At 44.8% G+C, this 13,688-nt stretch carries 13 protein-coding genes; 11 read left to right on the top strand and 2 right to left on the bottom strand.

What is annotated here, in order from left to right; translation table 11 throughout:
* Positions 1 to 7: 7 nt before the first annotated feature.
* The gene (locus tag AC0VYG_RS16475) at positions 8 to 655 is read right to left on the bottom strand and encodes a GntR family transcriptional regulator (protein ID WP_199477034.1); all 648 of its coding nucleotides are present in this window, start codon (positions 653 to 655) and stop codon (positions 8 to 10) included.
* 140 nt (positions 656 to 795) lie between these two features.
* Here AC0VYG_RS16475 and AC0VYG_RS16470 point away from each other — a divergent pair, with 140 nt between their 5' ends.
* Genes AC0VYG_RS16470 through AC0VYG_RS16450 form a run of 5 tightly spaced genes read left to right on the top strand, consistent with a single transcriptional unit; the run spans position 796 to position 5,637 of the window.
* Entirely contained in the window at positions 796 to 1,395 is a 600-nt protein-coding gene (locus AC0VYG_RS16470) for an amino acid synthesis family protein (RefSeq protein ID WP_475429029.1), read from the top strand.
* Positions 1,367 to 2,200 (top strand): alpha/beta fold hydrolase, encoded by an 834-nt coding sequence (locus tag AC0VYG_RS16465; RefSeq protein WP_199477032.1) that lies wholly within the window; start codon positions 1,367 to 1,369, stop codon positions 2,198 to 2,200. The genes AC0VYG_RS16470 and AC0VYG_RS16465 overlap by 29 nt, the downstream gene beginning before the upstream one ends.
* Positions 2,193 to 3,101, top strand: a complete 909-nt coding sequence (locus tag AC0VYG_RS16460; protein ID WP_475429028.1) for a flavin reductase family protein — start codon at positions 2,193 to 2,195, stop codon at positions 3,099 to 3,101. The genes AC0VYG_RS16465 and AC0VYG_RS16460 overlap by 8 nt, the downstream gene beginning before the upstream one ends.
* Complete coding sequence (locus tag AC0VYG_RS16455; RefSeq protein ID WP_475429027.1) at positions 3,098 to 4,132, top strand: LLM class flavin-dependent oxidoreductase; 1,035 nt, start codon at positions 3,098 to 3,100, stop codon at positions 4,130 to 4,132. The genes AC0VYG_RS16460 and AC0VYG_RS16455 overlap by 4 nt, the downstream gene beginning before the upstream one ends.
* Positions 4,133 to 4,143: 11 nt before the next feature.
* The gene (locus AC0VYG_RS16450; RefSeq protein ID WP_475429026.1) at positions 4,144 to 5,637 is read left to right on the top strand and encodes an aldehyde dehydrogenase; all 1,494 of its coding nucleotides are present in this window, start codon (positions 4,144 to 4,146) and stop codon (positions 5,635 to 5,637) included.
* A 133-nt stretch (positions 5,638 to 5,770) separates the two neighbouring features.
* Here the strand turns inward: AC0VYG_RS16450 and AC0VYG_RS16445 are convergent, their stop codons facing one another.
* Entirely contained in the window at positions 5,771 to 6,526 is a 756-nt protein-coding gene (locus AC0VYG_RS16445) for an IclR family transcriptional regulator (protein WP_199477029.1), read from the bottom strand.
* A 189-nt stretch (positions 6,527 to 6,715) separates the two neighbouring features.
* Between AC0VYG_RS16445 and purU the strand changes: the two genes are divergently transcribed.
* The 6 genes from purU to AC0VYG_RS16415 are packed head-to-tail and all read left to right on the top strand — an operon-like array spanning position 6,716 to position 13,584.
* Positions 6,716 to 7,570: a formyltetrahydrofolate deformylase gene (gene purU, locus AC0VYG_RS16440; protein WP_475429025.1), complete on the top strand. Its 855-nt coding sequence runs from the start codon at positions 6,716 to 6,718 to the stop codon at positions 7,568 to 7,570.
* Positions 7,571 to 7,586: 16 nt separating this feature from the next.
* The gene (gene folD, locus AC0VYG_RS16435; protein ID WP_475429024.1) at positions 7,587 to 8,447 is read left to right on the top strand and encodes a bifunctional methylenetetrahydrofolate dehydrogenase/methenyltetrahydrofolate cyclohydrolase FolD; all 861 of its coding nucleotides are present in this window, start codon (positions 7,587 to 7,589) and stop codon (positions 8,445 to 8,447) included.
* A 44-nt stretch (positions 8,448 to 8,491) separates the two neighbouring features.
* Positions 8,492 to 9,739, top strand: a complete 1,248-nt coding sequence (locus AC0VYG_RS16430; protein ID WP_475429023.1) for an FAD-dependent oxidoreductase — start codon at positions 8,492 to 8,494, stop codon at positions 9,737 to 9,739.
* Between the two features lie 25 nt (positions 9,740 to 9,764).
* The gene (locus AC0VYG_RS16425; protein ID WP_199477025.1) at positions 9,765 to 10,076 is read left to right on the top strand and encodes a sarcosine oxidase subunit delta; all 312 of its coding nucleotides are present in this window, start codon (positions 9,765 to 9,767) and stop codon (positions 10,074 to 10,076) included.
* Complete coding sequence (locus AC0VYG_RS16420) at positions 10,073 to 12,991, top strand: FAD-dependent oxidoreductase (RefSeq protein ID WP_475429022.1); 2,919 nt, start codon at positions 10,073 to 10,075, stop codon at positions 12,989 to 12,991. The genes AC0VYG_RS16425 and AC0VYG_RS16420 overlap by 4 nt, the downstream gene beginning before the upstream one ends.
* The gene (locus AC0VYG_RS16415; protein ID WP_475429021.1) at positions 12,991 to 13,584 is read left to right on the top strand and encodes a sarcosine oxidase subunit gamma; all 594 of its coding nucleotides are present in this window, start codon (positions 12,991 to 12,993) and stop codon (positions 13,582 to 13,584) included. The genes AC0VYG_RS16420 and AC0VYG_RS16415 overlap by 1 nt, the downstream gene beginning before the upstream one ends.
* The last annotated feature ends 104 nt before the right edge of the window (positions 13,585 to 13,688 follow it).

Raw genomic sequence — 13,688 nt, 5'->3', positions numbered from 1 at the left:
TGAGTCCTTAGTCAGTTTGCATGGCGATTTCATAGGCTTCTTTTAAATGGCGAGCACAAATTTCTACCGCTTTCTCAGAATCTTTCTCTTCCATTGCCTTGATGATGCCGTATAAATCTTTTGGTCCAGATGTTTTTCGTCCTGTTGAGCTCAAGGTTAGGGCTCTTAACCGAGAAATACGAGAGTTGAGCTGCTCAACTAGATCCCAAGAGACGTGTTTTTCGGCCGTTTTAAAAATGATCTCATAGTAGTCTTTTGTTATTTTCAAGGCTGTACTGACATCATCATTAAGCAGGTGAGTGGCTATTTCATCATGTAGTTCATAGAGTTGTTGAATGACTTCTGGTGTCGCTTTTTGACTGCATTCTCTTACCGCAGAGCATTCAAGCAAGGTGCGAATATCGTAAATTTCTTTGACTTCTGCATCACTGATGGAAGCGACAATAAAACCAGAATTTGGTATCCCTACAACAAGTCTTTCGCTTTCTAAGTGTCGAATGCATTCTCTAACAACCGTTCGGCTCACTCCCATGCTTTCGCACAGGGTTCTTTCTACTAGCCTGTCCCCTGGTTTTAATAGGTTGCTTGTTATGGCATTTCTTAAGGATTCAAGAGCACTTTCTTTTAGTGTTTTAGGGCGCTCAACTTTTTGCATCCGGTTTTCCTCTAATAAAGTATCGATCAATTACTTTGAGATCATAGCATATTTATTGTTGCACCTTGTAAGATTGTATGTTTAATATTATGTAATATGGTATACCATATTACAAATAATTTTCCATATTAGGTGCCAACATGACTATAGAGATTCGCAAAATCGTTAGTTTTGAAGAAGAAACATTGATCGAAGGCTATAAAGAAACGGATAAGCCTCTACGGATGTTTGCTGTTGCCGCTGTTGTGAAAAACCCATGGGCAGGAAGGTATGTTGAAGATTTAAAGCCTATTGTGTTGGAATACGGGCCGCAGCTCGGAAAGCTATTAACCGATAGAATCTGCGCGTTAGCAGGCGGCGCTGACAAGATAGAAGCCTTCGGTAAAGCCGCGCTTGTTGGCTTGAACGGAGAGATAGAGCATGCCTCAGCTCTGATTCATACCTTACATTTTGGCAATTTCTATAGAGAAGCCGTAGACGCGAAATCCTTCCTATCTTTCACCAATACTCGCGGCACTGCCAATGCTTCTATCTGTGTTCCCATGATGGACAAGAACGATGGCGGCAAACGCTCCCACTATTTGACACTGCAATTCAATATTAATGATGCGCCAAACGCTGATGAAGTCGTGGTGGTATTAGGTGGCGCAACAGGCGGTCGACCACATCACCGTATTGGCGATCGTTATCAGGAATTGAAGGAGCTAGGGCATGATATTGACAACCCTGCAGCGGTTTAAATCTTCGACGGGGCTTTCCTATGTGAAACTAGGGCAAGGGCCTTCTCTTGTACTAGTTCATGGGGTAGGGCTTAGATTAGAAGCGTGGGGTAACCAATTCGAAGCCTTGTCTAAAAACTATACCGTCTATGCTGTTGATATGCCTGGTCATGGCGAGAGTCGTCTGATGAAAGAATGTACTGATATTTCCAAATACACAGATGTGATTGCTCGCTGGATAAAAACAGAGTTGAAGTCATCTGTTGTGATGGCTGGTCATTCGATGGGCTCGATGATCGCGCTTAACTTTGCCATTCGGTATTCAGAGCTTTGTTCTGGAGTGATAGCGCTTAACTCTGTTTATCGCCGATCTGTAGAGGCCAAAAAAGCTGTTTTGGCAAGAGTTCAACAAATTAAAAATGACATTAATCCCCAAAATGTGACTGCCCCAGTAACACGTTGGTTTGATTATCCAGTACAAGGTGATGATGCTCTTTACGCGGATTTGTGTTGTCAGTGGTTAAGCCAAGCACCGTTAGATGGTTATCGACAAGCCTATGAAGTTTTTTGTTTAAATGATGGCCCAGCCGAAAGTGACCTCAAGGCCCTTGGAGTGCCTGCCATATTCATTACGAGTCGTAATGATCCCAACTCTCAGCCTTCGATGTCTGAGAGTATGGCAACCATCTGCCCACAAGGTCAGTCATATATCATTGAAAATGCTAAACATATGGCGCCATTGACCCATTCAAATGAAATAAACCCTATCATGATTGATTTTGCCTCTCGCTGCTTTAGTCAATCAGAGGAGATGTCTTATGAGTGATTTTGATGTACGCGAACTACGCAATGCGTTTGGCTCCTTTATGACTGGCGTCACCATTGTTACCGCAGTGAGTAAAACAGGAGAAAAAGTTGGCTTTACGGCGAACTCGTTTACATCGGTATCAATGGATCCACCTTTATTACTGGTTTGCCCAGCGATGCGTTTGTCGAGTTATGACATTTTTGAATCTTGTGATCATTTTGCCGTTAGTGTTCTTGCAGAGGACCAACAGCATGCATCAAATACATTCGCGGGCTCCAAAGGCGATCGTTTTGCTGAGGTGGAATGGCATGCGGACGAGTTTGGGACGCCTCTTATTGCGGGGGCGGTAGCACATTTTTCGTGCTCCTCTTTCCAAAAAGTTGAGGCGGGCGATCATTTATTGTTGATGGGGAAAGTTGAGTGCTTTTCAAGCAATGAAAAGTTTGGACTCGGTTACGCTAAAGGTGGTTATTTTAGTTTAGGCATGGAGCATAAAGCGGAAGAAATCGCTTACGAACAATACGCACAAGTTGGTGCTTTAGTAGAATGTAATGGCAAGCTGTTGTTGAAAAAAACTGACAAAGGTTTCAGCTTACCACAAGGAAAAATGCAGACAGATATCTCTTCTCTGCAAACTCTAAAGAACATGCTTGTTTCTTTAGGTATAGAAGCGGAAGTTGGGCAGGTGTTTTCTGTTTATGAAAGGTCTACTGCTGGAAACTTTGTCGCGTTTTATCGTGCAGAGAGCGCGACAGAGAAAGAAATCGAAGGCTATGAGTACGTTGCAATAGATGAATTGTCTGGTGTGGCGTTTGCCTCTTCAGATATAACGTCTATGGTCACTCGATTTGTTCATGAAAAGAGTAATGGTGTTTTCCGTTTATATGTCGGTAATGAATTGGAAGGAGATGTGCGATGAAATTTTCACTTTTTGCCCATATGGAACGAGTAGATGAACAGCAACGTCAAAAAGACCTTTACGATGAGTTTATGTCACTTTGTAAAATGGCTGACGAAGGGAGTATGACAACGGTTTGGACAGGAGAGCATCATGGTATGGACTTTACCATCGCGCCTAATCCCTTTTTGAATTTAATTGATCTCTCCCATCAAACTCAGCATGTACGCTTGGGGACGGGGACGGTTGTTGCCCCATACTGGCATCCCATAAAGTTGGCTGGCGAAGCGGCGATGACAGACATCATCACCAAGGGTCGTCTGGAGTTGGGCATTGCCCGTGGCGCTTATGCTTTTGAATATGAGCGTATGGTTCCTGGCGGAATGGATGCTTGGAGTGCTGGTGAGTGCTTACGAGAAATGGTGCCCGCTATTAAAGGTCTATGGAAGGGAGATCATACTCAAGAAAGCAAACATTATAATTTTCCTAAAACGACGTCATCACCTAAACCTCTAACAGAAGATGGTCCGCCAATCTGGATTGCCGCACGGGATATTAATAGTCATGAGTTTGCCATTAGTCATGATTGTAATGTGCAAGTTACGCCTTTATGGCAAGGTTTAGAAGAAGTCGAAGGGCTCATTGAAAAGTATAATGAAGCCTGCGCTAAGTTTGATCGCCGTACTAAAATCATGATTTTGCAGCATGCTTTTGTCGCAAAGGATGACATAGAGGCAGACAAAGCGGCGAGTAAATTACATGAATTTTATTGTTATTTTGGTGCCTGGTTTAAGAATGAACGCCCAATCAGTCAAGGTTTAATCCAACCTCTTACTCAAGAAGAAATTGATAACCATCCGTTCTACAAAAAAGAAGCGATTAAAAACGATCTTATGATAGGCACATCAAAGCAGATCATTGAACGCCTTAAGCACTATGAAGCGCTTGGTTATGATGAGTTTGCCTATTGGTCTGATTCCGGTATGAGTCGTGAAGAGAAAGAAACGTCTCTACGTCGCTTTATTGATGAAGTCATGCCCGCTTTTAATTAAGGAGTTACCCCATGATGTCTAATAACAAGTTACCGCATTATAAGTTGCTCATTGATGGTGACTGGGTCGATGGTACAAAGGCTCGCTCTATGACAACAACCAATCCAGCGACTGGTGAACCCTGGGCAACCTTTGCTATGGCAGAAGCGGAAGATGTTGATCGCGCCGTTAAAGCCGCTCGTCAAACTCTTGCTAAGAAAGAGTGGCGGGGATTAAATCCAACACAGCGGGGGGCTTTACTGCATAAATTGGCCGATTTGTTAGAGCAGCATTCGGAAGTGTTAGGTGAAATAGAAACGACGGATAGCGGTAAATTGGCGGCGGAAACCAAAAGCCAGGCGAAGTACGTAGCCAGTTATTATCGTTATTACGCAGGTTTAGCGGACAAAATAGAAGGTCACACCTTACCTATCGATAAGCCTGATATGCATGTCTTTACCAAGCCTGAACCGATTGGTGTCGTGGCAGCCGTTGTGCCTTGGAATGCGCAAATGTTTTTAACCGCCACCAAGCTTGCTCCCGCTTTAGCGGCGGGTTGTACCGTGGTTATCAAGGCTTCTGAAATGGCGCCAATTGCCATTTTAGAGTTTGCCAAATTGATCGAGAAAGCTGGATTTCCAAGTGGTGTTGTCTCTGTTATTACGGGTGATGCTGAAGGTTGCGCGATACCACTGACCTCTCATCCAGACATTGATCGTCTCGCCTTTACTGGTGGTCCAGAGACGGCAAAACATGTGGTCAGGAATACTGCTAATAACTTCGCCGTGACTTCACTTGAGTTGGGAGGGAAATCACCGATTTTAGTCTTTGATGATGCCAATATTGAAAGTGCGGCTAACGGCATTATCGCAGGTAATTTTGGCGCTTCGGGTCAGTCCTGTGTTGCGGGGTCGCGAGTCTATGTGCAGCGAGCTATTTACCCCAAAATTTTAGCTCGATTGTTAGAAAAAACCGCGGCTATTGTGGTGGGGAATCCATTGGATGCGACAAGTCATATCGGGCCCTTATGTACATTAGCGCAAATTGATGGCATTGAGCGAGTGTTAGAAAAAGCCAAAAAGCAAGGTGGCAAAATTCTAACAGGAGGAACACGCTTAACAGACTTAGGGTCTGCATATTACTTTGCTCCAACGATTGTTGAGTGCCCGACGAACGATATTGAAACCTTGCATGTTGAGCTGTTTGGCCCGGTTTTATCCATAGCATGCTTTGACACGGAAGAAGAGGCCATTGCATTAGCAAATGACTCTGAGTTTGGTCTTGGATCCGGTGTCTTTACTGAGAATTTAGCTCGTGCTATGCGTGTTTCTCAGCAAATTCAGTCTGGCATATGCTGGGTTAATACTTATCGAGCGGTGTCTCCTATAGCCCCTTTTGGTGGTGTTAATCAATCCGGTTATGGGCGTGAAGCGGGCATTCAGGCGATTCAAGATTACATAAGAGTCCGCACCACTTGGATCAGCACCTCAAGCGAACCTATGGGCAATCCCTTTGTAATGCGGTAAATATTGGTTATCTGTGTCTTTAAGCAAACTCAGACATCGCCTTTTTCAAATGAAGTGATTGCTTCATACCGAGAAATAGACTGAAAAGAATGCGTCTAAGATCTTATCTTGAATGTGTTAGCGATGTCCTTTTTTAGGGGGTTAACTGTGAAATGGCTTTTGCCGTATTGAGTAACTCCTCTTTTGCGGCTTCAAATTGTTCTTGATTATTCATGACTTGGTCTGCCCCCGATATATTAATGGCGGCGACTATCTTGCCTAAATAATTCGTGATTGGTACGGCAATGGCGGTGGCGTTGTCAGAGCGATTACTTGAGTAGCCTTGTTGCCATTCTTTTTTCAAAAGTGCTTTTAACTCAGGGAATGATTGAGGGTAGGGGCCAGGGTAGGTGTCTAATTGTTGGGTTTGATACATGGCATTGAGTTCAATATCACTGAGTTGCTGTAAGAGTACTCTCCCCATAGCGTTGGTATGGCAAGGCAAGCGTGAACCGAGAGGGATGTTAACGGATAAGCGTTGAGAGGCTTGAGATCGGTAAATGTAGACCGTTTCTAATCCGTCGCGTATGCCTAGATGACAGGAGATAGACGTTCTGTCTCTTAGCTCATTTAGATGAGGGGCGGCGATATCAACTAAGTCTTTGCCCGCTAAAAAGGCAAAGCCGCGAGACACTATTTGGGGGCCTAGCTCGTAAGCATTTCTAGTGACTTTCTTCAGATACCCCATATCCAATAAAGTTTGAACAATGCGATAGGTGGAGGAGGCACTCACTCCCAAATTGTCAGCAAAATCTTGCGTGTTTAATACCCTTTTTTCTTTATCAAACATCTCAATTATTTGTAGCCCTCTCGATAACGCGGGAACGTGGTAGTCAGTGTTTTTTGTCATATTTTATTCCATATATGATTAATTTTTTTGTATAAGTATTAGTTTTTGGTTTTTTAAAAGTTTTTACGCTTTTTACTTTCAAAAATATTTAGATTTAATATATTTGAAAACAACTGATTTTTGAAGTGAAAAAATCAAGACTTTTTATTCATATATAAAGAAATTTTTCATATTTGAGGTTTTGTTGATATGTCTAAAGATTTTATTTTAAAGGCTTCTTGTGATGCGACCAGTGGCATTGTCGCGACGGTGTCTTCTTATCTTGCCGAGCATGATTGCTATATCTCTGAAATGCATCAATTTGATGACGAAGAGAGTTGTCGCTTTTTTATGCGCGCTGAGTGTCGAATAGAAGGCCATGTTCAGTCTATTGAGTCAATTCGAAATGGCTTTGACGAACAGGTTGCCCGCTTCAATATGGACTGGGAAATTTTAGATAAAGAGCAGCCTGTAAAAGCACTGCTTATGGTCAGTAAATTTGACCATTGTCTGGATGACCTGCTCTACCGTCACCGCAAAGGTGAATTGCCAATGACCATCACTGCCGTGGTGTCAAATCATAAAGATCTAAGACCGATGGTGGAGCGAGAAGGCATTCGTTTCGTTCATTTACCCGTTAATAAAGAGAATAAAACGGAACAAGAAGCCGCTTTGCTGGACATCATCACGGAAACCAAAACGGATCTAGTGGTTCTAGCTCGCTATATGCAGATCTTATCGGACGCGCTTTGTAAAAAGCTACATGGCCGAGCCATCAATATCCATCATTCCTTTTTGCCAGGGTTTAAAGGGGCTAAGCCATATCATCAGGCTCATCAGCGGGGCGTTAAGCTCATTGGTGCGACGGCACATTACGTCACATCGGATCTGGATGAAGGGCCAATCATAGCGCAGTCCGTCCAGCCTGTAGATCACACTTATTCACCCGAACGGTTAGTTGCTGTGGGTCGCGATACAGAAACCGTGGCATTGGCGACGGCGGTTAGGATGCATCTTGAGCATCGTGTGTTTATGTACGGTAATAAAACGGTTGTCTTTAAATAGACCAGTGGAGAGCACCATGACAGTTATGATTGATGGCAAAGCGCTTGCAGATGAAATCGTCCAACACGTGGCGCAAGAAGTCTCTGCTTTTAAACTAAAACATAAGGTAACGCCTGGATTAGCCGTTGTTTTAGTGGGCGACGATCCGGCAAGCGCTGTGTATGTGCGCAATAAAATCAAACGTACAGAGCAGGCTGGGCTGCAATCCATCGCACATTATTTGCCAGCAGAAACGACTCAACAACAGTTGGATGAACTAATTGATCAGTTGAATCGAGATGACTCTGTCCATGGCATCTTGGTGCAACTTCCTTTACCAGCACACTTGTCTGAAAGCCGAGTAATCGAAGCCATTTCACCGGAAAAAGACGTTGATGGTTTTCATCCTGAGAATGTTGGCAAGCTAGTAACCGGTCAGCAAGTCCTTGTGCCATGTACACCATTGGGTTGCATGATCATGCTGAAACGACATATTGATGATTTATCAGGTAAGCACGCTGTGGTGATTGGTCGTTCCAATATAGTCGGGAAGCCGATTGCCAATTTGCTGCTGCAATCCCATTGTACCGTGACGATTGTTCATTCTCGGACGCAACATATTGAAGAAATCTGCCGTGCTGCAGACATTGTGGTGGCGGCTGTGGGTCAACCTCTGATGGTTAAAGAAGACTGGCTGAAGCCTAATGCCGTTGTCATCGATGTTGGTATCAATCAAATCTCATCCAATGGTAAAAGAAAATTAGTGGGGGATGTCGACTATCACAACGTGTTTTCAAAAGTGTCCGCAATAACACCTGTTCCTGGTGGCGTCGGTCCAATGACCATTGCTTGCCTTATGCAGAACACGTTAACCGCTGCCCAACACCAACTCAACTAGGTGTTTAGTCGAATACCCATTTAGATTTTCTAAGGAGCTGCTAAATGCCTTTTTCATTACTGAAATACGGTTTACAAAACGACTATCCATTTGAAAATGATGCTGACTTACCATTACCGACTGAGCTCAAGCAGCATTACGATGTGGTTATTATTGGTGGGGGTGGGCACTGTGTCGCAACGGCTTACTATCTTGCCAAGTACCATGGCATAACTAACATTGCCATTTTAGAAAAAGGGTATCTTGGAGGAGGCAATACAGCGCGAAATACGGCGGTTATTCGTTCTAATTACCTAACCTCCGAAGGGGTTAAGTTTTATAAAGAGTCCGTTGATATGTTTAAAGGGCTGTCAAATGAGTTCGACTTTAACATCATGTATTCCTCTCGCGGCCAATTAACTTTAGCTCACACGGATTCGACGGTTCGCTCATTTCGACAGCGTACAGAAGTGAATACCCACTTTGGTGGTAATACTGAGCTTATTGACCCTCAGCAAATTAAAGAACTGGTGCCAACCTTAAATATGAACCCGGCTGACATGCCTATTCTAGCTGGCTTGTGGCATATCGATGGGGCTACAGCACGGCATGATGCTGTGGCTTGGGGGTACGCCAAAGGGGCCACGCAACGTGGCGTTGAGCTTCATCAATTAACGGAAGTCACGGATGTTATTGTCGAAAATGGTAAGGCGAAAGGCGTAAAAACCAACCGAGGGACGGTTACTTGCGGTTGTATTGTTCAAGCCGTAGCGGGTCATAGCTCCATTGTTGCGGCCATGGCGGGCATTAAAATGCCGATCACCACTTATCCGCTGCAAGCCATGGTGACCCAGCCAGTTAAACCTTTCCTTGATCCATTGGTGAGTTCGTCCGCACTGCATTGTTATGTGCAGCAAACAGGCCGAGGTGAAATCGTATTTGGCGGCGGATCTGACCCTTATCCACTTTATAACACACGCTCGACGCTTGATTTAAAAGAAAGCTTAATGGCAAGCGCGGTGGAAATGTTTCCGTTTATGGCGAATTTGAAATTGATGCGTCAATGGGCGGGGATTACAGACATGACCTCAGATTACAGTCCAATCATGGGCTTAAGCCCTGTTGAGAATTATTACCTTGACGCTGGGTGGGGGACATGGGGATTCAAATCAACCCCTATTTGCGGGAAATCAATGGCCGAGCTCGTGGCGAGTGGCGGCAAAGTGCCAGAGTTAATTGCGCCATTTTCTATGGATCGTTTCGATGTGTTTCGTCAAGTGAATGAAATGGGTGCCACAGCGGCCAGTCACTAAGTGATTTCCTAGAATAGGAGGCATTATGAAAATTATGAACTGCCCGTTAAATGGGCCAAGAAATATCAGTGAATTTGTTTATGGTGGCGAAGTGAAAACCATGCCCAATGCTTTAACCTGTTCAGATAAAGAGTGGGCTGAGTATGTGTTTTATTCTGAAAATACCGTTCGTGTGGTAACCGAGTGGTGGTTTCATTCACCTTCTGGCTATTGGTTTATTGCAGAGCGTCATACGGCCAGTGATGAGATTCTTAAAACCTATGATCCATCTGAGCTGTTTAATAAACGCGTAGAGTTTGAAAGCGCCCCAGCAAGCGTTGAGGAGAAGCCAGTATGAGCATGAATCGACTACCTGCCCCTTTAGGTTTATACATCAAGCGAGACAAGGTGATCAATTTCATGTTCGAGGGGCGGCCTTATCAAGGGCTTGAAGGTGATACGATTGCCAGTGCCTTGATCGCGAATGATCAGTGGCTAATGTCGCGCTCCTTTAAATACCATCGACCACGCGGCCCATTAACCATGGCGGGTCAAGATGCGAATACGTTAGTGCAGCTCAAAAGCGAGCCGAATGTCTTAGCCGATAAGCAGCTTATTTGTGCTGATTTGGATGTGGTTGGGCAAAATTATAACGGCTCTCTGGAAAAGGATAAGGATGCAAGATTGTCCTATGCAGGACGGTTTATGCCAGTCGGGTTTTATTACCGTGCATTTTATAAACCTAAGGGGGTATGGGATAAATGGGAACCCTTTATACGCAAAAAAGCAGGTTTAGGCTTTGCTGATCTTACCTTTAAGCCTGTTTATCATGATAAAGCCTATCTATTTCATGATATTGCAGTGATCGGTGCCGGCCCAGCGGGTCTTGCTGCGGCATTAAAAGCCGCTGATGCTGGAGCAACGGTGTTATTGGTTGATGAAAACCCTATTTTAGGGGGGGCTTTGACCTATCATCATTTTGATGTTGAAGGTTTACGGGCCAACGAGTTAAGAACTCAGCTTACAGAGCAGGTTTTAAATCACTCCAATATCACAGTATTGAATAACGCGACCTGTAATGGCTGGTTTACCGATAACTATTTGCCCATTATTCAGGGCAATCGCATGTATAAAGCACGAGCCAAGCAATGCATCGTCGCGTCAGGGGCGTTTGAACAGCATGTTGTCTTTCGTAATAACGATGTGCCAGGTGTGGTGATGTCGAGTGCTGCCATGCGCCTTATGTCCCATTATGCGATTAAACCCGCAAACAGAGCCGTCGTTTTAACCGGCAATGATGATGGTTATTTGTGCGCACTGGCGTTAGTTCGAAATGGTGTGCAAGTTCCTCTTATTGTGGATATGCGTACCAATGGAGCGGATGACCGCTTGCAAAAAGCAGTGGCGCAACAAGGTATCAATGTGCGCTTAAATGCCACCGTGTATGAAGCTTTGCCAAGCTCGGATAAGACGCATTTGTCTGCCGTTCAAGTCCATGACATCACAGGAAAAGGACAGGTGTCTGCTGGTGGCGTAACGATTCCTTGTGACATGTTATGTATGTCCGCAGGCTATATGCCCGTTTACCAACTGCTTTGTCAGGCTGGCGCGAAGCTGAGTTATAACGATGACAGTGCGCGTTTTTCATTGACTAACTTGCCGACAAACCTCTATGTGGCAGGGTCTGCAAATGGTGTTCATGAATTAGACGCCGTCATCCGCGATGGTCAGTTAGCCGCATACAAAAGTTTGACATCATTGGGTATCCCAAGTAGCGAGCCAGAAGCGGTGTCTTGTGTTAAGCAGACGAACTTTCCTTGGCCTATCTTCAAACATCCGAAGGGCAAAGATTTTGTCGATTTTGATGAAGACCTACAAGCTAAAGACATCGTCAATGCGACTCGTCTAGGTTATCGGGATATTCAATTAGTCAAAAGATTTTCCACTGTTGGGATGGGGCCATCTCAAGGTCGTCATTCTGCATTACCGACCGCTCGATTAGTCGCCGAGGCAACGAACCGAACCGTGACCGAAACCGGCGTGACAACCGCTAGACCGCCTTTTGTTCCCGAAAAATTAGCCAACATTGCCGGTCGTATATTCAGTCCTCATAAACATACGCCAATGCATAGACGTCATCTCGAACTGGGGGCTCATATGATTCCTGCGGGTATTTGGCGTCGCCCAGCCTATTACGGTCATCCTGAGAATCGCGATCAGTTGATTCAGCAGGAAGCACAAATGGTTCGTAATAGGGTTGGCATGATTGATGTCAGCACATTGGGTGGTCTAGAAGTTCGAGGCCCAGATGCTGCTGAGTTTGTGAACCGTATTTATACGTTTGGCTTCTTGAAACAGCCCATTGGCAAAACACGCTATGCTGTTTTGACGAATGAGCAGGGCGTTGTGGTGGATGATGGCGTTGCTTGTCGCCTTGCTGAAGATCATTTTTACATTACGGCAACCACCAGTGGTGTCGATGCCGTGTATCGTGAAATGACCAAATGGAACGCTCAATGGCGCTTAAGCGTTGATATAGCCAATGTCACATCGGCTTTTTCTGCTGTTAATGTCGCAGGCCCTCTAGCGAGAAAAGTGTTGAGTAAGGTGTGTTTTGATGTGGATTTCTCCAATGAAGCCTTTCCCTATCTTGCTTACAAAGAAGGCACCATAGACGGTGTGCCCGTGCGTTTATTAAGGGTCGGATTCGTCGGCGAATTAGGGTATGAAATTCATATGCCTAGCTTGTTTGGCGAAGGTATCTGGGATCGCTTAATGGAGGCCGGTCAAGAGTTTGATATGAAGCCATTTGGCGTTGAAACTCAGCGATTATTGCGCCTAGAAAAAGGCCATATCATTGTAAGCCAAGATACCGATGGCATGTCTCACCCCGGTGAGCTTTCTTTGCATTGGGCGATTAACCGCAAGAAGCCTTTCTTTGTTGGCAGTCGATCGGTTGATATTGTTATGGCGCGACAACAGACACGAAAATTGGTTGGTTTTAAATTAGATGCCCAGGCAACACGACCTAAAGAGGGTCATCTCGTCTTGGCCAACGCCAGTCAAGCAGATTGCGCCATTACGGGCAATGTTACCTCTTCAGAGTATTCCAGTACGATTGGCGCAAACATTGGCATGGCCTTTGTCGGGGTTGATCAGCAGGAGGTCGGTTCAACATTCCCAATTCGAGTGGATAAGGGGGAAATCGTGATGGCAGAAGTCGTGAAATTACCTTTTTATGATGCAAATAATGCGCGTCAGGAGGTGTTGTAATGGAATTTTTTAACTTAAGTGCGGTCCCCAACTCACGCAAAAGTCTGCTGGATGTAACTAAAACTGAGTCACTTACCTCTAGTATCCAACGTCAGGATTGCACCCTGTATTCGAGAGTGGGTTTTCGGGGAATGGGGGCAGAAAGTTTTCTGATGTCGCACGGCCTGCCGATTCCCAGTAAGCCAAATCAATCCCTTCTCTTTGAGCATGGTTTGGTCGTATTACGGCTAAGTAAATCCGAGTTTTGGTTGGTGGATATTGACAATACCTACCATGAACTGATTGAAACGCTGGAGTTTGACGCGAAAGGGTTAGAGGATGTGTATCGCTTATTTTGTCAACATAGCCATGCTTGCTTCTTGTTTAAAGGCGAGCAAACGGCAACCATGTTTTCCAAAGTGTGCGGTGTTGATTTAAGAAGCGATGCCTTCCCATTGGGGAGTATTGCTCAAACGTCTGTTGCTCGTACCAATGGGATAGTGACGAAACAAGACAGCGACAGCCATGGGGAATTTTTTCTCTTACTGTCTGACTTGGCTAGCTCGCACTATTTATGGGAAGCACTAGCGGATGCCGCGTCCGAGTTTGTTTGAGTCTTTTCTGTCTACTGGCTGTTTAATTGGCGGTTTCAGTAGGGAGTAAATAATGAGGGCGCTTAATGATTTAAGCGCCCTCATTGAATGTATGGAAAATCAAT

It is taken from the genome of Marinomonas sp. 63XJN7_7_ISO-PGPR-S23-202 (genome assembly GCF_056173505.1).
Note: the sequence above shows the minus strand (reverse complement) of the source record. Positions and strands in the feature narration are given on the sequence as shown.

Excerpts from the sequence above, each read along its gene's own strand:
- AC0VYG_RS16455 (WP_475429027.1), top strand. The coding sequence starts at position 3,098 with ATGAAATTTTCACTTTTTGCCCATATGGAACGAGTAGATGAACAGCAA.
- AC0VYG_RS16450 (WP_475429026.1), top strand. The coding sequence starts at position 4,144 with ATGATGTCTAATAACAAGTTACCGCATTATAAGTTGCTCATTGATGGT.
- purU (WP_475429025.1), top strand. The coding sequence starts at position 6,716 with ATGTCTAAAGATTTTATTTTAAAGGCTTCTTGTGATGCGACCAGTGGC.
- AC0VYG_RS16445 (WP_199477029.1), bottom strand. The coding sequence starts at position 6,526 with ATGACAAAAAACACTGACTACCACGTTCCCGCGTTATCGAGAGGGCTA.
- AC0VYG_RS16425 (WP_199477025.1), top strand. The coding sequence starts at position 9,765 with ATGAAAATTATGAACTGCCCGTTAAATGGGCCAAGAAATATCAGTGAA.
- folD (WP_475429024.1), top strand. The coding sequence starts at position 7,587 with ATGACAGTTATGATTGATGGCAAAGCGCTTGCAGATGAAATCGTCCAA.
- AC0VYG_RS16420 (WP_475429022.1), top strand. The coding sequence starts at position 10,073 with ATGAGCATGAATCGACTACCTGCCCCTTTAGGTTTATACATCAAGCGA.
- AC0VYG_RS16470 (WP_475429029.1), top strand. The coding sequence starts at position 796 with ATGACTATAGAGATTCGCAAAATCGTTAGTTTTGAAGAAGAAACATTG.
- AC0VYG_RS16465 (WP_199477032.1), top strand. The coding sequence starts at position 1,367 with ATGATATTGACAACCCTGCAGCGGTTTAAATCTTCGACGGGGCTTTCC.
- AC0VYG_RS16475 (WP_199477034.1), bottom strand. The coding sequence starts at position 655 with ATGCAAAAAGTTGAGCGCCCTAAAACACTAAAAGAAAGTGCTCTTGAA.
- AC0VYG_RS16415 (WP_475429021.1), top strand. The coding sequence starts at position 12,991 with ATGGAATTTTTTAACTTAAGTGCGGTCCCCAACTCACGCAAAAGTCTG.
- AC0VYG_RS16460 (WP_475429028.1), top strand. The coding sequence starts at position 2,193 with ATGAGTGATTTTGATGTACGCGAACTACGCAATGCGTTTGGCTCCTTT.
- AC0VYG_RS16430 (WP_475429023.1), top strand. The coding sequence starts at position 8,492 with ATGCCTTTTTCATTACTGAAATACGGTTTACAAAACGACTATCCATTT.